The 18,160-nt window shown below is 72.4% G+C and carries 17 protein-coding genes and 1 tRNA gene; 7 read left to right on the forward strand and 11 right to left on the reverse strand.

The genetic code is table 11. The features are described 5' to 3' along the window. Positions 1 to 8 precede the first annotated feature (8 nt). The gene (gene nudC, locus C7474_RS06140) at positions 9 to 920 is read left to right on the forward strand and encodes an NAD(+) diphosphatase (protein WP_121058099.1); all 912 of its coding nucleotides are present in this window, start codon (positions 9 to 11) and stop codon (positions 918 to 920) included. Continuing rightward, positions 917 to 2,659: an ATP-dependent helicase gene (locus C7474_RS06145; RefSeq protein WP_121058100.1), complete on the forward strand. Its 1,743-nt coding sequence runs from the start codon at positions 917 to 919 to the stop codon at positions 2,657 to 2,659. Before nudC ends, C7474_RS06145 begins: the two co-directional genes overlap by 4 nt. On the opposite strand, the gene C7474_RS15150 is transcribed toward C7474_RS06145, so the two are convergent. Both C7474_RS15150 and C7474_RS06155 read right to left on the reverse strand, forming a co-directional pair. Next, the gene (locus C7474_RS15150; RefSeq protein ID WP_199692385.1) at positions 2,580 to 3,329 is read right to left on the reverse strand and encodes a hypothetical protein; all 750 of its coding nucleotides are present in this window, start codon (positions 3,327 to 3,329) and stop codon (positions 2,580 to 2,582) included. The genes C7474_RS06145 and C7474_RS15150 overlap by 80 nt on opposite strands. A gap of 65 nt (positions 3,330 to 3,394) precedes the next feature. After that, positions 3,395 to 4,807 (reverse strand): zinc-dependent metalloprotease, encoded by a 1,413-nt coding sequence (locus C7474_RS06155; RefSeq protein WP_121058101.1) that lies wholly within the window; start codon positions 4,805 to 4,807, stop codon positions 3,395 to 3,397. 153 nt (positions 4,808 to 4,960) lie between these two features. Between C7474_RS06155 and C7474_RS06160 the strand changes: the two genes are divergently transcribed. Together C7474_RS06160 and C7474_RS06165 are read left to right on the forward strand one after the other, a co-directional pair. Further along, the gene (locus tag C7474_RS06160) at positions 4,961 to 6,082 is read left to right on the forward strand and encodes a YlbL family protein (RefSeq protein WP_121058102.1); all 1,122 of its coding nucleotides are present in this window, start codon (positions 4,961 to 4,963) and stop codon (positions 6,080 to 6,082) included. A gap of 69 nt (positions 6,083 to 6,151) precedes the next feature. Then, complete coding sequence (locus C7474_RS06165; RefSeq protein ID WP_121058103.1) at positions 6,152 to 9,070, forward strand: UPF0182 family membrane protein; 2,919 nt, start codon at positions 6,152 to 6,154, stop codon at positions 9,068 to 9,070. A gap of 107 nt (positions 9,071 to 9,177) precedes the next feature. Here C7474_RS06165 and C7474_RS06170 read toward each other — a convergent pair whose 3' ends face one another. The 7 genes from C7474_RS06170 to idi are packed head-to-tail and all read right to left on the reverse strand — an operon-like array spanning position 9,178 to position 14,684. Then, entirely contained in the window at positions 9,178 to 10,044 is an 867-nt protein-coding gene (locus C7474_RS06170) for a prenyltransferase (RefSeq protein ID WP_121058104.1), read from the reverse strand. Beyond that, positions 10,041 to 10,373: a lycopene cyclase domain-containing protein gene (locus C7474_RS06175; RefSeq protein ID WP_121058105.1), complete on the reverse strand. Its 333-nt coding sequence runs from the start codon at positions 10,371 to 10,373 to the stop codon at positions 10,041 to 10,043. The genes C7474_RS06170 and C7474_RS06175 overlap by 4 nt, the downstream gene beginning before the upstream one ends. Further along, positions 10,370 to 10,717: a lycopene cyclase domain-containing protein gene (locus tag C7474_RS06180; protein WP_121058106.1), complete on the reverse strand. Its 348-nt coding sequence runs from the start codon at positions 10,715 to 10,717 to the stop codon at positions 10,370 to 10,372. The genes C7474_RS06175 and C7474_RS06180 overlap by 4 nt, the downstream gene beginning before the upstream one ends. Position 10,718: 1 nt before the next feature. Then, entirely contained in the window at positions 10,719 to 12,245 is a 1,527-nt protein-coding gene (crtI, locus tag C7474_RS15270; RefSeq protein ID WP_241965145.1) for a phytoene desaturase family protein, read from the reverse strand. After that, complete coding sequence (locus C7474_RS15275) at positions 12,242 to 13,102, reverse strand: squalene/phytoene synthase family protein (RefSeq protein WP_241965146.1); 861 nt, start codon at positions 13,100 to 13,102, stop codon at positions 12,242 to 12,244. Before C7474_RS15275 ends, crtI begins: the two co-directional genes overlap by 4 nt. Continuing rightward, positions 13,099 to 14,154, reverse strand: coding sequence for a polyprenyl synthetase family protein (locus tag C7474_RS06190; RefSeq protein WP_121058108.1), 1,056 nt, complete (start codon positions 14,152 to 14,154; stop codon positions 13,099 to 13,101). The genes C7474_RS15275 and C7474_RS06190 overlap by 4 nt, the downstream gene beginning before the upstream one ends. Further along, positions 14,151 to 14,684 (reverse strand): isopentenyl-diphosphate Delta-isomerase, encoded by a 534-nt coding sequence (idi, locus tag C7474_RS06195; RefSeq protein WP_121058109.1) that lies wholly within the window; start codon positions 14,682 to 14,684, stop codon positions 14,151 to 14,153. The genes C7474_RS06190 and idi overlap by 4 nt, the downstream gene beginning before the upstream one ends. A gap of 98 nt (positions 14,685 to 14,782) precedes the next feature. Between idi and C7474_RS06200 the strand changes: the two genes are divergently transcribed. Beyond that, positions 14,783 to 15,286, forward strand: coding sequence for a MarR family winged helix-turn-helix transcriptional regulator (locus C7474_RS06200; protein ID WP_338418396.1), 504 nt, complete (start codon positions 14,783 to 14,785; stop codon positions 15,284 to 15,286). Between the two features lie 61 nt (positions 15,287 to 15,347). On the opposite strand, the gene C7474_RS06205 is transcribed toward C7474_RS06200, so the two are convergent. Next, positions 15,348 to 15,421, reverse strand: a tRNA-Met gene (locus C7474_RS06205). Between the two features lie 71 nt (positions 15,422 to 15,492). On the opposite strand from C7474_RS06205, the gene C7474_RS06210 reads away from it, so the two are divergent. Together C7474_RS06210 and C7474_RS06215 are read left to right on the forward strand one after the other, a co-directional pair. Continuing rightward, positions 15,493 to 16,020: a DUF6328 family protein gene (locus tag C7474_RS06210; RefSeq protein WP_121058111.1), complete on the forward strand. Its 528-nt coding sequence runs from the start codon at positions 15,493 to 15,495 to the stop codon at positions 16,018 to 16,020. Continuing rightward, positions 16,017 to 16,826: a carbon-nitrogen hydrolase family protein gene (locus tag C7474_RS06215; RefSeq protein ID WP_121058112.1), complete on the forward strand. Its 810-nt coding sequence runs from the start codon at positions 16,017 to 16,019 to the stop codon at positions 16,824 to 16,826. Before C7474_RS06210 ends, C7474_RS06215 begins: the two co-directional genes overlap by 4 nt. Before the next feature lie 34 nt (positions 16,827 to 16,860). On the opposite strand, the gene C7474_RS06220 is transcribed toward C7474_RS06215, so the two are convergent. After that, the gene (locus C7474_RS06220) at positions 16,861 to 18,069 is read right to left on the reverse strand and encodes an aminotransferase class I/II-fold pyridoxal phosphate-dependent enzyme (RefSeq protein ID WP_121058113.1); all 1,209 of its coding nucleotides are present in this window, start codon (positions 18,067 to 18,069) and stop codon (positions 16,861 to 16,863) included. Between the last annotated feature and the right edge of the window lie 91 nt (positions 18,070 to 18,160).

Here is an 18,160-nt window from a genome sequence, read left to right on the forward strand (position 1 = left end):
GGTCCTGAATGTCACCGCAGGACGCGCCGCAGGCACCGGCCCTCGCCCGGGCGGCCATCGACCGTGCCGCCGACGAGCGCCGCGAGGCGGGACTGCTGCAGCGGCTGCGCGACGACCCCGCGAGCCGCGTGCTCGCCGTGCACGGCGACCGCACCCCGGTGCGGGATGGCCGACTCGTCTTCGCGACGCCGTCGGAGGTGACGGCGGCCGCGCACTGGGCGCTTCTCGGGCGCACCGGCGACGGGACCGCCGTGCTCCTGGCCGCCACCGGCGCCGGTGACGACCCGCCGACTCGCGCCGAAGAGTGGGCGTCGCTGCGCGCCGTCGGCGCACAGCTCGACGCCGAGGAGGCCGGGCTGCTCGTGGAGGCGGTCGCGCTCGCCCGCTGGCTCGTCGACGCCCCGTTCTGCCCGTTCTGCGGCACGCGGCTCGAGGACCGCGCCGCCGGGTGGTCGCGGTCGTGCCCCTCGTGCGGCCGTGAGCACTTCCCGCGCACCGACCCCGCCGTCATCGTCGTGATCGCGGATGCCGACGACGAGCGACTGCTGCTCGGACGCAACGCGCTCTGGGGCGATCGGGTGCTGTACTCCGCGTTCGCCGGATTCGTCGAGGCGGGGGAGTCGGCGGAATCCGCGCTCGTCCGCGAGGTCGCCGAGGAAGCCGGCGTGCGGGTGACCGACCTGCGCTACCGCGGGTCGCAGGCCTGGCCCTACCCGCGATCGCTCATGCTCGGCTTCACGGCGGTCGCCGCCGATGTCGCTGCGGCGCGTGCCGACGGCGAGGAGATCGTCGACGTGCGCTGGTTCACCCGCGCCGAACTGCGCAACGCGCTGGCGGGGGCCGGCGACATCGAGCTGCCCGGACCCGCCTCCATCGCCCACGCCCTCATCCGCGACTGGGTCGGGACGGAGCGCTCGTGAGCGGCGATGCCCTGGCGGGCCTGGACGAACGCCAGCGCGAGGCCGCGTCGATCCTGCGGGGGCCCGTCTGCGTGCTGGCCGGCGCCGGCACCGGCAAGACACGCGTGATCACGCACCGCATCGCCCACGGCGTCGACACCGGCGCCTACTCGCCCCACCGCGTCATGGCGGTCACGTTCACGACGAAGGCGGCGGGCGAGATGCGTGGCCGCCTGCGCGAGCTGGGCGTGCAGGGCGTCGCCGCCCGCACTTTCCACGCCACCGCGCTCGCCCAGCTGAACCACTTCTGGCCGCAGGTGGCGGGAGACTCCGCCCCGACGATTTCCGACAGCAAGGTGCGCGTGCTCGCCCACGCCGCCGAGGAGCTCAAGCTGCGACTCGACCGGGCATCGCTGCGCGACGTGGCCGGCCAGATCGAGTGGCGCAAGGTCACCATGCGCTCCATCGACGCCTACGCGCAGGCACGGCCGCAGGGCGTCGCCGGTCTCGCGTTGCCCGCACTGATCGACCTCATGCGCGCGTACGAGCGGATCAAGGACGAGCGCCGACAGCTCGACTTCGAAGACGTGCTGCTCGCGTGCGCGGGGATGCTGGAAGCCGAGCCGCGGGTCACCGCCCAAGTGCGCGAGCAGTACCGGCATTTCACCGTCGACGAGTTCCAGGACGTCTCGCCCGTGCAGCACCGTCTGCTGGAGCTGTGGCTCGGTGACCGGCACGACCTGTGCGTCGTCGGCGACGCGAGCCAGACGATCTTCTCCTTCACCGGTGCCGACCCGCGCTTCCTGCTCGAGTTCGAGACCCGGCACGCCGACGCGCGCGTCGTGCGGCTCGAGCACAACTACCGCTCCGCGCCGGGCGTGCTCGACGTCGCCAATGCGCTCATGCGGGGGCGGCCGGGTGCGCTGCGCCTGGTCACCGACGCGGCGGCCGGTCCGACCCCCGAGGTCACGGCGTACCCCGACGACGCCGCCGAGGCGGCGGGGGTGGCGGCGCGCATCTCGGCGCAGGTGGATGCGGGGATCGATCCCGCGTCGATCGCGGTGCTCTACCGTTCCAACGCCCAGTCCGCTCCGCTGATCGGTGCCCTCGCGGCGAAGGGGATCGCGGCGTCGGTGCTCGGCGGCAAGCGCTACTTCGACCTGCCCGAAGTGCGCCAGGCGCTGCTCGCACTCCGGGGCGCTTCGGTCGCGCCGCTGCAGGGCGACTTCACCGACGCCGTCCGCGACGTGCTGCGCTCGCTCGGTCTGACCGACGAGGCGCCGCCCGCCGGCGGCGCGTTGCGCGACGCGTGGGAGGCGCGCTCGGCGCTGCTCCGCCTCGCGGAGGAGGCCCCCGCCGACATGACGCTGCGCCGGTTCACCGACGAGCTGCTGGCCCGCGCGCGCAACCAGCACGAACCCGCCCTGCGCACCGTCACCCTCGCGACGCTGCACGCGGCGAAGGGCCTGGAGTGGGATCACGTGCACCTCGTCGGACTCTCCGAGGGGCAGCTGCCCATCTCGTACGCGACGACGCTCGAGCAGATCGACGAGGAGCGCCGTCTCGCGTACGTGGGGGTCACGCGGGCCGGGCGCACCCTCTCGGTGTCGTGGGCGCGCGCGAGCGGTCACCGCGAACGGCAGCCGTCGCGGTTCCTGCAGGAGATCGGTTCCGCGGCCCTCACGCCTGCGGGCGCCGGCAGAGGCAGGCCGCGTGCGGACGATGGGCGTGCCAGACCCGGCGCGCACTCGCCGTACTGACCGTCGCCGACACGCCGGTCCGCCCTTCCGCCAGCAGGCGCCCCGCGAGCACGGCGGCTTCCGCGAGCACCGCGGGGTCGCTGCGCACCGGCGGGCGACCGAGCAGCTGGGCGGCGATCTGAGGCCACAGGGCGTCCGCGTCGCGGCGATGCGCGTTCTCGCACGCGAGGCACGCGGTCTCGCCCGGGACGACGAGCGGTCCGACGGTGGCGGCGTCGCCGGCGAGCACGACCGGCAGGTGGGGCACGTCGTCGGCGGTGAGCCCGGCTGCCCGATGCGGCGGGGCGATGCGGTGCGCGACGAGCACGACGGGGGCGGGCGAGCGGGCCGGGACGATCGTGAGCCCCGCCGCCAGGATGCCGTCCCGCACGGCGTCCGCCTCGTGCGCGGGCAGATCCACCGGCAGGTCGAGTCGCGCGGCGGTGTGAGTCGGCGGGGTCCGGAGCGCAGGGCGGACGGCCTCCAGGAACGCTCGGGCTTCACCGCCGGTGGCGCCGTACTCGACCGCGAGGGGCACCAGCAGTGCGTCGGCGATACCGCCGGTCAGGGCCGCCAGCATCCGCTCCTGCCACGGCGCGATGTCGTCGATGCGCGCTGCGGCATCGGGGCCCAGCTGCACCGAGGTGGGCGTGCGCCACAGCGGCGGGTGCGAGTCGGCGAGGCGCAGCATGCTGCGATCATGACGCGCCGGCGCCGGCCGCGGCGGATGCTGTCCACAGCCGGCCGCCTCCCCGATCAGACCGGGCGGGGGCCCTCCGGGGTGTCGTCGCCGGTGGTGTCGTCGGGGGCGTCGGCGGCGTCACCGTTCCCGCCCTGCGCCTCCTGCGCGAGCAGCGCCTCGAGGGCGTCGTCGAACTCGTCACGCTCGGCGGCGTCGCCGCGGGCGGCCGCCTGCAGACGCGCGATGAGCGCCGTCGGGTCGTCGATGTCGTCGGCGCCGGGCATGAGGTCGGGGTAGTCCCACAGGCTGTCGCGCGCCGCTGTGCCGACCGCCTCGGTGACCGCCCGCCACATCGCCGCGGCCTCGCGCAGCCGTCGCGGGCGCAGCTCGAGCCCGACGAGGGCCCCCATCGCGCGTTCCGCCGGCCCGCCCACGGCGCGCCGGCGACGCACCGCCTCGGCGACGCGTTCGGCGGCGGGCAGGCGGCTCGTCGCCTCGGTCGTCACGACGTCGACCCAGCCCTCGATCGTGGCGAGCAGATTCTCCAGACGCGTGAGGGCCGCCGTCTGCGCCTCGGTGCGCGGGGGCAGCAGGGCGCCCGACTCGAGGGCCGCCCGCAGTTCTTCGGGCGAGGACGGGTCGAACCGGGACGCGAGGTCTTCGAGCGCGTCGGTGTCGACGTGCAGGCCGCGGGCGAACTCGGTCACCTGCGAGATGACGTGCAGCCGCAGCCACTTCGCGTGCCGGAACAGACGCACGTGCGCGAGCTCCCGCGTCGCGAGATACAGCGCGAGCTGATCGTCGTCGATCTCGAGGTCGCGACCGAAGTCGGCGAAGTTCTGCGGCAGGATCGCCGCCTCGCCGTCGGGCATGACCGGGATGCCGACATCACCGCCGGAGACGACCTCCAGCGACAGACGCCCCACGACGGAGCCGAGCTGCGCGGCGAACATCTGACCGCCCACGGTGCGCATGAGGCGCCCGGCACCGGCGGCGGCGCCCTTCATCTCCTCGGGCAACTGGGCGCCGATCGCCTCGGTCATCGCGTCGGCGATGGAGGCGGCGACGGGCTCGGCGAGCTCCTGCCACACCGGCAGTGTCGCCTCCACCCACTGCCCGCGCGTGATCGCGCGCGGCGGCGTGGCGACATCCGAGATGCCGGTCGCCTCTCCCAGCCACAGGCCGGCCAGGGCGAAGGCCTGGTCGAAGTCCTGCTTGTCGCCGGAGGAGATGCCCAACCCGTCCTTGTTGGCCAAGTGCAGCGCGTGCGTCTTCGCCGAGCTCAGGTCGATCTCGCCGGGTCCGTCGCCGGCCGCGGCGAACGCCCCCTGCAGTTGGCGCATCAGTTGCTGGGCCATCGCGGGGTCGATCCCCATGCTGCGCAGCTGCTCCAGCTGCGCGGGGTCGATCGCGCCGCCCTGGCCTCCCAGCAGATTGCGCAGCATTTCCTGGAACTCGTCTTCGGGGGAGCGGTCCTCGTCGGTCATGGCGTTCCTCCTCGCTCACGTCAGGCGCTTTAAGCGGACGCATGACGGCGCGTCCTACGCTAGTCGCACGTCCTCTCGCGGCGGCCGTGATCCGGTGCCGGGAAGGTTGTCCCGTGTACGCCGGTCGCGAACGCCCGGCCAGAGAGGTCTCCTGTGGCTCTGTTCGACGAGAACGTCGAGGTCCGTCCTGCGCCCCGCAAGCGTCTGTCGCGCGGCGCCGTCGTCGGTCTGTGGGCGCTGTCGATCGCCCTCGTGGCGATGCTGCTGCTCACGATCCTGCCCACCGGGTTCGTCATCCAGCAGCCCGGCCCCGTCTTCGACACGCTCGGCACCGCCGAGAACGCCGACGGCGACGACGTGCCGCTCATCTCGGTCGAGGGTGCCGAGACCTACCCCACCGACGGCGCGCTCGACCTGCTCACGGTGCAGGTCGTCGGCAGCCGCGAACGCACACCGTCGTGGATCGAGCTCGCCGGCGCATGGTTCGACCCGTCGCGCGCCGTGCTCCCGATCGACGACGTCTTCCCGCAGGGGCAGACCACCGAGCAGCGCCAGCAGCAGAGCGCCGCGCAGATGGTCGACTCGCAGAAGGAGGCGACGGCGGCCGCCCTCACCGAGCTGGGCTACGACGTCGAGCCGATGGTGCGCGTGTACGCCCTCACCGACGATTCCGCCGCCGAAGGCGTGCTGCAGCCCGACGACATCATCCGCACCGCCGACGGTCAGGACATCACCGACACCGAGCAGCTGCGGGCGATCGTGAACGCCGACGACGGCGCACCGGTCGAACTCGGCATCGAGCGCGACGGAGAGCAGCTCACCGAGACCGTCACCCCGAAGCAGACCGAGGTCGACGGCACGACGACGTGGCTGCTGGGCATCACGACGATGCACGACTTCACGTTCCCCATCGACGTCACGATCCAGCTCAACAACGTCGGTGGACCGAGCGCGGGGATGATGTTCGCCCTCGGCATCATCGACACCCTCACGCCCGAGGAGATCACCGGCGGGGAGCGGATCGCGGGAACCGGGACGATCGACGCGGCCGGCGAGGTCGGACCCATCGGCGGCATCCGACAGAAGCTGTACGGCGCGAAGGATGCCGGCGCCCGGTGGTTCCTGGCGCCGGAGAGCAACTGCGACGAGGTCGTCGGCCACATCCCCGACGGGCTTCGGGTGTTCTCGGTGGCGACGCTCGACGACGCCCTCGACGCACTGTCGGCGATCCGCGGCGACGGCGACCTCGACGCGCTGCCCACCTGCACCGGCTGAGCCGTCTGCCAAACCGGGAATATGCCCCGCCGGGGATCTGCCCGTAGGGCGCCCGCCTAGGATGGACGGGTGACCTCGACCTCTGCACCGACCCCGGCCACAACCCCCAGTCCGTTCCGACGCGCCGTCGGCATCACGCTGGCGATCATCGCCGCGCTCGTGGTGGGCTTCTTCATCTTCGCGACGCTGTTCGCGGACTGGCTCTGGTACGACCAGCTCGGCTTCGACAAGGTGCTCGTCACCCAGTGGGTCGCGCGCGTGGCGATGTTCGCGATCGGCTTCCTCGCGATGGCCGTCCCGGTGTTCCTCGCCATCCAGCTGGCGTACCGGCTGCGCCCCGTCTACGCGCGGCTGAGCTCGCAGCTGGACCACTATCAGGAGGTCGTCGAGCCGCTGCGCCGTCTGGCGATGTGGGGCATCCCGATCTTCTTCGGGTTCTTCTCCGGATTCGCCGCCTCGGCGCAGTGGGAGACCGCATGGCTGTGGGCGAACCGGGTCTCGACCGGCACCCTCGACCCCGAGTTCGGCCTCGACACCGGCTTCTACCTGTTCGAGCTGCCGTTCTACACGGCCGTGCTCGGCTTCGCCTCGGCGGTGCTGCTCGTGTGCCTCGGCGTCACCGTGCTGGTGGCGTACCTGTACGGCGCCGTGCGCATCGGGCAGCGCGAGCTGCGCATCTCGAAGTCGGCCCGCATCCAGCTGGCCGTCATCGCCGGCATGTACCTGCTGGTGCAGGCGGTGAGCCTGTGGCTCGACCGCTACCGCACGCTCGTCGAGAAGGGCGAGCGCATCACGGGCGCCGGCTACACCGACGTGCACGCCATCATCCCCGGCCTCACGATCCTCTCGATCGCCGCCGCGATCGTCGCGCTGCTGTTCTTCGTCACCGCGATCATCGGCCGCTGGCGCTTCCCGCTCATCGCGACCGGGCTCCTCATCATCTCGTCGCTGCTGCTGGGCGTGGCCTACCCGTGGTTCGTCAACCAGTTCCAGGTCGTACCGAACCAGGAGAGCTACGAGAGCGAGTACTACCAGCGCAACATCGACGCCACGAAGGCGGCTTACGGCATCGACGGCCTCGAGAAGGAGGACTTCGAGGCGGTCACCGACGTCGAGCCCGGCCAGCTGCGCGCCGATGCCGACACGACGGCGTCGATCCGCATCATGGACCCGGCGATCATCCCGCCGACGGTGCGCCAGCTCGAGCAGTACCGCTCGTACTACAAGTTCCCCGCGACCCTCGACGTCGACCGCTACGAGCTCGACGGCCAGTCGCAGGACACCGTCGTGGCCGTGCGCGAGCTCAACCTCGACCAGCTCGGGGCGGCCGCGTCCTGGTACAACACGACGCTCGTCTACACGCACGGCTACGGCATGGTCGCCGCCAAGGGCAACGACCGCACGAGCGACGGCAACCCCGTCTTCCTCGAGCGCGGCATCCCCACCGCCGGCGACCTGACGACGCAGGAGGAGTACGAGCCGCGCATCTACTTCGGCGAGTCGTCGCCGACGTACTCGATCGTGGGCGCCCCCGAGGGCGCCACCGACATCGAGCTGGACTACCCGCGCGGCGAGGACGGCGCGGCGCAGACGAAGACGACCTTCACGGGCGACGGCGGCCCGAACGTGGGCAACATCTTCAGCCGCCTCATCTACGCGCTGAAGTTCCAGTCCACCGACATCCTCTTCTCGGATGCCGTCAACGACCAGTCGCAGATCCTGTACGACCGCAACCCCGTCGACCGGGTGCAGAAGGTCGCGCCCTACCTCGAGCTCGACAACGACCCGTACCCGTCGGTCGTCGACGGGCGCATCGTCTGGATCGTCGACGGCTACACGCTGAGTGCGAACTACCCGTACTCGTCGATCGTGAGCCTGCGCGACGCCATCAGCGACACGACCAACGCGCAGCCGCGCGTGGCGCTGGACGACATCAACTACATCCGCAACTCGGTGAAGGCCACCGTCGACGCGTACGACGGCAAGGTGACCCTGTACGCGTGGGACGAGACCGACCCGCTGCTGCAGGCGTGGCAGAAGGTGTACCCGGCCACGGTCGAGCCGATCTCGGAGATGTCGGCCCAGCTCATGAGTCACGTGCGCTATCCGACCGACCTCTTCAAGGTGCAGCGCGCCATGCTCGGCACCTACCACGTCGACGATGCGGCCTCGTTCTACGCCCGGGACAACGCGTGGAAGACGCCGAACGACCCGATCGAGCGCGACCTGCTGCAGCCGCCGTACTACCTGACGCTGCAGATGCCGGGTCAGGAGGCTCCGACGTACTCGATGTTCACGTCGTTCATCCCGGCCGCCGAGGGCGACGACTCCCGCAACGTGCTCATGGGCTACCTCGCGGTGGACTCGAACGCGGGCTCCGAGGCCGGAGTGAAGGGGGAGGGGTACGGCAAGCTGCGGATGCTGGAGATCAGCGCCGACGTGAGCGTGCCCGGCCCCGGTCAGGTGCAGAACACGTTCAACTCGAACGAGTCGATCTCGGCCCAGATCAACCTGCTCAAGCAGGGCCAGTCCGAGGTGCTCAACGGCAACCTGCTGACCCTTCCGGTCGGCGGCGGTCTGCTCTACGTGCAGCCCGTGTTCGTGCAGGCCTCCAGCGGCACCCAGCTGCCGACGCTGCGCAAGATCCTCGTCGCGTTCGGTGACGAGGTGGCCTTCGAGGACACGCTGCAGGAGGCCCTCGACGCGCTGTTCGGCGGCGAGTCCGGAGCCAACACCGGTGACCACAACGTGCAGCCGACGCCCGGCGCGACTGAGACCCCGACGCCCGGGGAGACGACCGACCCCGGGACGGGCGGCACCGGCGGCACCGACACGAGCGTCGCCTTCCAGGCAGCGCTCCAGGAGGCCCAGCAGGCGATGGCGGCCCGCGACGCCGCGTTGAAGTCCGGCGACCTGACCGCGTTCGCCACCGCAGACGAGGCTCTCACCGCCGCGGTGGAGAAGCTGCTCGCCCTGCAGGGGGAGTGAGCGCCACCCGCTGACCCGGACGGTGTCCGCGTCACCACGACGCCGCCGAGACCGCGTGCCCCGCACGTGATCTCGGCGGCGCGGTGCTGTAGGGGAGCACCGCGCGGTCAGGCGGTCAGCATCCACCACCAGATGAGCAGCAGGGTCACGAGGAAGCCGCCCAGCTGGTTGAGCCACAGGAAGCGGCGCCACCCCGTCGTGGCGGCGGTGCAGTCGGCATCGGCGAGGTTCCGGTAGGGCCACACTGCCAGCAGGTAGGGCACGACCACGATTGCGGCCAACGGTCCCGGCCACGGCGTCACGAGCATCGCGAGTCCCGCGAGCGCGTAGCAGACGAGGGCGAAGCGCACCGTCCAGCGCGCACCGCGCACGGTCGCGATCGAGGCGATGCCCGCCTCCCGGTCGGCGGTGACGTCCTGTACGGCGCCGAAGGCGTGCGAGGCGACGCCCCACAACGCGAAAGCGCCGGTGAGGGCCACCAGCGGCCACGTCCACGTCGTGCCGGCCAGAACGAACCCGTACACGGCGGGCGAGAAGAAGTGGATGCTGCTGGTCACCGAGTCGGCGAAGGGCACCTCCTTCAGCCGCAATGGCGGCGCGGAGTAGAACACGACGAAGAACAGGCTCGCCGCCAGCACGAGCCATGACAGCGGCGAGCCGACGACGACGAGGTAGACGACGAAGGGAAGGCAGGACAGTGCCGCCGCCCACAGCGTGATGCGATGGAAGCTGCGGTCGAGCACGGCGCCGTGGGCGCCGCCCTTGCGTGGGTTGCGCAGGTCGGACTCGTAGTCGAAGACGTCGTTGACGCCGTACATCGCGAGGTTGTACGGCACGAGGAAGAACAGCGTGCCGACGATGAGCGTCGCGTCGATCTGCCGCGTCGTCAGCAGGTACGCGGCCGCGAACGGGTAGGCGGTGTTGATCCAGCTGACCGGACGTGAGGCGACCAGGAGCTGTCGGAGGGTGTTCACGGGGCGTCCTCCTCGGGCCCGGCGTGGCCGGCCGGTCGTGGGGTCAGCAGCGCGTGCACGGCGGGCACGAGGAAGGCGGCGCACACGGGGTACGAGAAGTCCTCGAGCGGCGCGAGCCCGATCCGCAGGCCGCTGAGGTGCTCGGGCGGGTAGGTGAACAGGTCGAGGGCGATCATGACGTTGTCGAACACCGCCGTGAGCAGCACGAGACCGATGGCGGCGAGCGCCGAGGCTGTCAGTCTGCGCCGGATGCCCGGACGGCGGGCCGACAGGGCCGTCACGATCACGGTGAGCAGCACGAACGGCACGATGAGCGCGGCGTAGGTCATGCGGCGTCCCCGCTTCGTCCGCGCCGCTGCGCGCGGGCGGCGAGTCGCCGCAGCGCAGCGCTGTGCAGCACGAGGGCGAGATAGCACAGGAACGCGAGGAAGACGGGCTCCTCCACCGGCAGGTGGGGCGCGAGGTCGACACCGAGCAGCAGGGGACTTTCGCCCTTGACGAACACGCCCGCGGCGATGCCGACGGCATCCCACGCGAGGAAGAAGACGGTGCCGATCGCGGTCGCCGCGACGGTGCGCCCCGGCGAGGTCGCCCCAGCCAGCCGGAAGCGCGCGTCCAGGAGCGCGACGCCGGCGAACGAGACGAGGATCGCCGCGAGGTACAGGCCCGGCACGTTATGACTCCCGGATGCGGTCGCGCACGAGTTCGGCCGAGATGAGGCACATCGGCAGGCCGATACCCGGCAGTACCGTCGCCCCGGCGTACGACAGGTTCGAGACCTTGCGGGAGAACGGGCGGGGACGGAAGGGACCCGACTGGGCGAGCGTGTGGGCGAGCCCCAGCGAGTTGCCGCGCCAGGCGTGGAAGTCGGCCGCGAAGTCCGCCGGGGCGATCGTCCGGCGCACCCGAATGCGGCCGGCGAGGTCGGGGGTGCCGGTCCACGCGGCGATCTGGGCGATCGCGCGGTCTGCCGCCGCCTCCACCGCCGGCGCGCCGGCACCGTCCACGCCGCCGCGCCCCAGCGAGGGGTCGGCGGGGATCGGCACGAGCACGAACAGGTTCTCGGAACCCGCGGGCGCGACGGTGTCGTCGGTCGCGCTGGGACGGCACACGTACAGGGAGGCCGGATCGGGCACGCTCGGCGACCGCCCGAAGATCGCATCGAAGTTCGCCCGCCAGTCCCGCGTGAACAGCAGGGTGTGGTGCGCGAGCGCGGGCAACTCGCCGTCGACGCCCAGGAGGACCAGCAGCGCGCCCGGACTCGGGGTGCGCCTGCGCCAGACGCGCTCGGGATGCGACTGCGCCTCCGGCGTCAGCAGGGCGGTCTCGGTGTGGTGCAGGTCGGCGGTCGAGACGACGCGGTCGGCGCGGACGATCTCACCGTCCTGCAGGCGCACGCCGGTCGCCCGGCCGCCCTCGGTGAGGATCTCCGCGACCTCGGCGCCGGTGCGCACCGTCACGCCGCGCGCGACGGCGAGGCGTTCGATCGCCGCGATGACCTCGGTGAAGCCTCCGCGTGGGTACAGCACGCCTTCGTCGAGGTCGAGGTGGCTCATGAGGTGGTAGAGCGCCGGTGCGCGGAACGGGGAGGCGCCCAGGAAGACCGCCGGGTATCCGAGGATCTGCCGCAGCAGCGGATCGCGCACGGTGCGGGAGACGCGCCGCGACAGCGGCTCTGCGAGCATCCCCAGCAGTCGAGGCAGACGCCGCAGCAGGGCGGGATCGCGCGCCGCGGCGAGCGTGGCGTAATCGTCGTACAGGAACTTCGACACCGCGAGGTCGTACGCGTCGGCGGCGGAGTCGAGGTAGGCGTCGAGCCGGGCGCCGGCACCCTTCTCGCGCGACTCGAACAGCGCGGTCGCCGCCGACCGCCCCGACACGACGTCGATCCGCTCGCCCGGCCCGTCGGCATCCGGCTCGCCGTAGACGCGGTAGGCGGGCGTGAGCGGCACGAGGTCGAGTTCGGCGGCGGCGCTCGTGCCGAGCAGGCCGAAGAAGCGGTCGAAGACCTCGGGCATGAGATACCAGCTGGGCCCGGTGTCGAAGCGGAACCCCTCGTGCTCCCAGGAGCCGGCGCGGCCGCCCGTGGCGGGCAGGGCCTCGAAGACCTCGACCCGGTGTCCGTCCTCGGCCAGCAGCGCCGCGGTGGCGAGCCCGGCGATGCCGCCGCCGATCACGGCGACGGTGCCCGGCGCGCTCACCGGTGCGCCGCCATCAGCCGCGGCGGACGCCCCGCGGCGGCGCGGGCCGCGATCGCGGCCTTCACCGCCGACGGCACCCGCACCCGGCCGCCGGGCTCGGAGCCGGTCACGGTGGCGCGCCGCAGTCGCGCCGACAGCTCCGCGAACAGGTCGTGCGCGGCGGTCACCGCGGCACGGCAATCGGCGGGCAGGGCGCGGATGGCGGCGGCCGACGCGTCGAGGTCGGCGTCGATGCGGTCGAGCACCGTCACGGCGTCGCCGTCGAGGTACTCGCGGCCGAGCAGGTCGCGGTCTTCGCCGCGGTCGCGGAGGAAGTTGACGTCCTGGAAGGCCGCCCCCAGGCGGCGTGCGCCGTCGACGAGGTGCGCGGGCGCCGGCCGCGGCGCAGGGGAGCCCGCGTTGACGAACGTCTGCAGGCACATGAGCCCCACCACTTCGGCGGAGCCGTACACATAGGCGTCGTGCGAGGCGGCGTCGTGCGCCGCGGTGTCGAGATCGGTGCGCATCGAGGCGAAGAAGGGCGCAGTGAGATCGTCGCCGATGCCGCAGGCGCGCGCCGTGCGCGCGAAGGCATGCACGACGAGGTTGGTGCTGAACCCCCGCTCGTGCGCGCGGCGCGTCTCGTCCTCGAGATCGTCGAGCACGGCGCGGCGGCCGGCGGGATCCACGCCCGCCGCCTCGGCGGCGCCGTCGACGATCTCGTCGGCGACCCGCACGAGGGCGTAGACGTTGCGAACGTGCGGACGCACCCGCGGGCCCAGCAGGCGTGCGGCGAGGGAGAACGAGGTCGAGTACGCACCGATGACGCGGGCGGCCGCGGCCTCGGCGGTGCGGTCGTAGAGGGTGTCGTCGGTCACGGGATGCGTCCGCGGATCGCATCGGTGAGGGCGTCCATGAGCTCCCGCGCGCCGGCCGGGAGGGCCTCGGTCGTGCGTCGCGACTGCTCCAGGGTCTCGGCGATGAGCTCGACCATGCGCGTGCGCGCGCCGCTGGCCGTCAGCTCCCGCTGCGCGCGGCGCACCGCGATCGGACCGGTGTGTGCCAGCGCGAGGGCCGAGGACACCTGCGGCCACGACGCGGTGTCGCGGGCGAAGGCGATGAGTGGCGTGCGCTTGCCCTCGCGCAGGTCGGCGCCCGGCGTCCGGCCCGCCTGCGCCCGCGTGCCGAAGGTGCCGATGAGGTCGTCGACGAGCTGGAAGGCGAGTCCCAGCTGCGCGCTCGCCTCGGCGACGGCCGCCTGCGCGGCGGCATCGGCGCCGGCGAGGATCGCCCCGGCGGCCAGCGGTGCCCGGAAGGAGTACACCGCCGTCTTGTCGTGCGCCGCACCCAGCAGCGCGGTCGCGGCGGGCACGTCGGCGTCGGCCGCGTTCTCGACGTCGGCGAGCTCTCCGACGGCCGAGACCAGCACGGCCTCGTCGAGCACGTCCAGCAGTGTGTCGCGCACGTCGCCGGGAAGGTCGGCGGTGGCGATCAGCCGGGAGACCTCGTGCAGCAGCAGGTCGCCGGCGAGGATGGCCGCAGCGTCGCCGACGATGGCGCATGCCGCCGGCGCGGCGCCCCGGTCCCGCGCGCGTGCCCGGAACTCCCCGCCCACGTTCGGCACGCCGCGGCGCGCGGTGTCGCGGTCGATGACGTCGTCGTGCACGACGAAGGCGGTGTGGAGCAGCTCGAACGCGGCGGCGACCTGCCAGAGCGCAGGAGTCGCCGTCCGGTTGCCGCCGAAGGCCTCGAAGGCGCGCACGACGAGCGCGGGGCGCAGCCTCTTGCCGCCGGCCGCCGCGCGTTCGATCGCCGACGCGAGGGCGGCGGCGGATTCGCCGCGGGTGGCGGCGCGGGCCGACAGGCGGGTGAGGGACGCATCGATGGCCGCGTCGATGCGCAGGCGCGCGTCGGTGTCGACGGCGATCATGACGCCACCGGTTCGGCTGTGAGGGCGGCCAGCTGCAGCACGAGCCACGGGCTGAACGCCCACGGCGTCGCGCGCGCGGCGACGGCGAGGTCGACGGGGGAGACCCACCGGTACTCGGCGATCTCGTCGGCGCGGGGGGCGGGGGCGTCGGTGGTGGTGGCGGCGAAGACGGGGCAGATCTCGTTCTCCACGATCCCGGCCGCATCCACGGCGCGGTAGCGGAAGTCGGGGAGGATCGGGCGGATGTCGGCGACCTCGATGCCGAGCTCGTGGCGTGCGCGCCGGCGCAGTGCCTCCTCGAGGTCCTCTCCGGGTCCGGGATGTCCGCAGAAGCTGTTGGTCCACACGCCCGGCCACGTGCGCTTGTCGAGTGCGCGCCGGGTGACCAGCACGCGACCGTCGGGGCGTGCGACGTGGCATGAGAACGCGAGGTGCAGCGGGGTGTCGGTGGTGTGGACCGCGGACTTCGCGGCGGTGCCGATGGGCGTGCCGCCCTCATCGACGAGCACCACCTGCTCTTCGTCGACCATGGGTCCTCCCGGGTGCCGCTCTCACGTTCATGAGGCTGATTGCTAGTTTAGCTAGCGAGTTTCCGTCATACTACAGAGGATCGCGAGGAGGTGTCCAGGTGAGCGGAACGGTACCCGGAGCGCGGGTCCCGGCGACCGAGCGCGAGCGGATCGAGCGCGCCGCGATGGAGGCGGTACGCGCGTTCACCGACGCGATGGACCGCATGCACGGCACGCTGCGAGGCGACATGGACATGAACGCGACCGACCTCGCGGCCCTGCGCATGCTGATCGTGCGGGAGCAGCGCGGCGAGGTGGTCACGCCGCACCAGTTGGCGGAGCATCTGGCGATCACGACGGCCTCGACGACGAAGTTGCTGGATCGGCTGACCGCCGACGGCTACCTCGAGCGGCGCCCGCATCCGACCGACCGGCGGGCCCGCGTGGTGGCCATCACTGATGCCGCGCGAGGGGACTTCTACCGCCACATGGGCGAGCGGATGCGGCGGATGCGCGAGGCCATGACGGTCTACTCCGACGAGGAGTTGCGGGCCGTCATCAGCTTTCTCGAAGACATGGAAGTCGCTCTCGCCACGCCGGAATGGGGGCCGACATCCGCGTGATCCCGCGGAGCTCGCGGGGCAAACAGAGAAGGCGTCCCGAGTGGGACGCCTTCTCATTTTGTTGCGGGGACAGGATTTGAACCTGCGACCTCTGGGTTATGAGCCCAGCGAGCTACCGAGCTGCTCCACCCCGCGGCACAAGAAGATAGCCTAGCACGGATTTCGGGCGGTTGCGACACGAGGTGCGCGCGGGCGAGGATGAGGGCATGTCCGACGCCCGCCGCCCCCGTGATCGAGGCGACGATTCCGTGCCGGATGCCGCCCCGGACGGACGCGACGAGACCGAGAACGAGCGCGCCGACCGCAACTGGAACGAGATCCTGCAGGAGCTTCGGGTGCTGCAGACCGGTACGCAGATCCTCACCGGCTTCCTGCTGGCACTCGCCTTCCAGCCCGCGTTCGCCGACCTCGACGCGGACCAGCGCACCTTCTACCTCGTGCTGATCGTGCTGGCGGCGCTGAGCGCGATCGTCGCGCTCGCGCCGGTGGCGCTGCACCGGCTCCTGTTCCGTGCGAAGGCGAAGAGCGCGGTCGTCGCGTACGGGCACGCCGCGTTGGTGACCTCGCTCGTGACGGTGGCCGCCCTGCTCGTCGGTGTCGTCTCGTTCGTCTTCGACGTCGTCGTGGCAGCCGACGCGGCCGTCACAGCTGCTGTCGTGCTGGGGGCCCTGCTGGTCGTGCTGTGGATCGGCATCCCGTTGATCCTGCGTGCCCGTCGCCGGAGCGCCTCGTGAGCGCGGCGGCGCTCGGCGTCGCCGTCGCCCAGTTCGCGCCGTCGGCGGACCGTGAGGGCAATCTCGCGGCCGTGGAAGAGCTCGTCGCGACCGCGGCGCGGCGTGGGGCGCGGGTCGTGCTGCTTCCGGAATACGCGAGCTACTTCGTCGACCCGTTCGACGCGTCCCTCGCCGCCCACGCCGAAGAGCTCGACGGCCCGTTCACGCGGCGGCTGCGCGAGCTGGCGGCCGCCCACGAGGTCGTGGTCGTCGCGGGGCTGCTCGAACGGGCCGCGGATGCCGCGCGCGTGCGCAACACCGTCGTCGCCGTCGACGCCTCGGGGGTCGTCGCGGCCTATCGCAAGCTGCACCTCTACGACGCGTTCGGTCAGCGCGAGTCCGACTGGGTGGAGCCGGGCGCGATCGCGGCGCCGGAGACGTTCGAGATCGACGGCATCCGGTTCGCCCTCATGACCTGCTACGACCTGCGCTTCCCCGAGGTGGCCCGCGTGCTCGCCGACAGTGGCGCGCACGTCATCCTCGTCGCGGCCGAGTGGGTGCGGGGACCTCTCAAGGAGCACCACTGGCATACCCTGCTGCACGCGCGCGCGATCGAGAACACGCTCTACGTCGCGGCCGCCGACCACCCGCCGCCGCTCGGGGTGGGTGCGTCGCTCATCGTCGACCCCACCGGGACCGAGGTGGCCGGTGTGGGGACGGCGACAGACGTCGCCGTCGCCTGGGTGGACCCCGCCGTCGTCGACCGGGTGCGACGGGTCAATCCGGCGCTCGCGCTGCGGCGGTTCCGGGTGGCGCCGCGCGACTGATCGCGCGGAGCGCTCTGCTCTGGCAGCCGCGCGGTCACCCGCGCAGCGCGGCGAGCCGCGCGGACGCTTCGGCGATCACGTCGCGCCTCTTGCAGGCGGCGAAGCGGACGAGGTGCGCATACTCCGCGCGGCGGGCGGGGGACGCGAAGGCCGTCAGCGGGATGGCGACGACGCCCGCCCGTGCGGGGAGCGAACGGCAGAAGTCCGCGGCGTCCTCGCCGTGCCGCAGCAGCGGGCCGGCGTCCGCCACGGTGAAGTAGGTGCCCGCCGGTACCGACACGTCGAACCCGGCCGCGCTCAGTCCCGTGCCCAGGAGGTCGCGTTTGGCGCGCAACTCGGCGCCGATGCGCGCGAACACGGGGTCCGGGAGCCGCAGCCCCGTCGCGATCGCCGGCTGGAACGGGGCGCCGTTGACATACGTCAGCCACTGCTTCACGGCGAGCACGGCATCCACGAGCGCCGCCGGCGCGGTCAGCCAGCCGATCTTCCATCCCGTCGTCGCGAAGGTCTTGCCGCCCGACGAGATCGTGACCGTGCGCTCCCACGCCCCCGGCAGCGTCGCGATCGGCACGTGATCGCCGTCGAAGACGAGGTGCTCGTACACCTCGTCGGTGACGATGACGGCATCGTGCCGGTCGGCGAGCCGCACGATCTCCTCCCGCACCGGCGCGGTGAAGACGGCGCCGGTGGGGTTGTGCGGGTCGTTGACGAGGATGATGCGGGTGCGATCGGTGACCGCCCGCCGCAGGTCGTCGAGATCGGGCTGGAAATCGGGGAAGCGCAGCGGCACGGTCACCAGACGTGCTCCCGCCAGGGCGGCGACGGCGGCGTACGCGTCGTAGTACGGCTCGAAGACGACGACCTCGTCATCCGGACCGCCGAGGAGGGCCAGCAGCGTCGCCGCGAGCGCCTCGGTGGCTCCCGCCGTGACCAGCACCTCGCGCTGCGGATCGATGCGCAGGCCGTAGAACCGCCGCTGGTGCTCCGCGATCGCCTGCAGCAGATCGGGGACGCCGCGCCCCGGAGGGTACTGGTTCATCCCCTCGCAGATCGCCTCGCGCGCGGCGGCGAGCACCTCGGCCGGGCCGTCCTCATCGGGGAAACCCTGCCCGAGGTTGACGGCCCCGGTCGCGGCGGCCAGCGCACTCATCTCCGCGAAGATCGTGGGCGCGGCGCTTCCGTCCGCGGCGAGCAGTCCCGCACCCCCTGCGGCACGGCGCCAGGCACCGGGGATCTCGCTCATCGCGCTCAGGCTACACGCATAGGCTGGTCGCGGTTTCGCCATAAGAAACGCACAGAATCGCTGGGCATCCTGAAGGGGCCTTGAGAGAAGG

The sequence above is a fragment of the Microbacterium telephonicum genome (assembly GCF_003651225.1).
GTDB classification, from domain to species: Bacteria; Actinomycetota; Actinomycetes; order Actinomycetales; family Microbacteriaceae; genus Microbacterium; species Microbacterium telephonicum.

What these genes read in the sequence shown, in the direction of transcription:
- nudC (WP_121058099.1), top strand. Translation starts at nt 9, where the DNA reads ATGTCACCGCAGGACGCGCCGCAGGCACCGGCCCTCGCCCGGGCGGCC.
- C7474_RS15150 (WP_199692385.1), bottom strand. Translation starts at nt 3,329, where the DNA reads ATGCTGCGCCTCGCCGACTCGCACCCGCCGCTGTGGCGCACGCCCACC.
- C7474_RS06155 (WP_121058101.1), bottom strand. Translation starts at nt 4,807, where the DNA reads ATGACCGACGAGGACCGCTCCCCCGAAGACGAGTTCCAGGAAATGCTG.
- C7474_RS06175 (WP_121058105.1), bottom strand. Translation starts at nt 10,373, where the DNA reads ATGACCTACGCCGCGCTCATCGTGCCGTTCGTGCTGCTCACCGTGATC.
- C7474_RS06190 (WP_121058108.1), bottom strand. Translation starts at nt 14,154, where the DNA reads ATGATCGCCGTCGACACCGACGCGCGCCTGCGCATCGACGCGGCCATC.
- idi (WP_121058109.1), bottom strand. Translation starts at nt 14,684, where the DNA reads ATGGTCGACGAAGAGCAGGTGGTGCTCGTCGATGAGGGCGGCACGCCC.
- C7474_RS06210 (WP_121058111.1), top strand. Translation starts at nt 15,493, where the DNA reads ATGTCCGACGCCCGCCGCCCCCGTGATCGAGGCGACGATTCCGTGCCG.
- C7474_RS06220 (WP_121058113.1), bottom strand. Translation starts at nt 18,069, where the DNA reads ATGAGCGAGATCCCCGGTGCCTGGCGCCGTGCCGCAGGGGGTGCGGGA.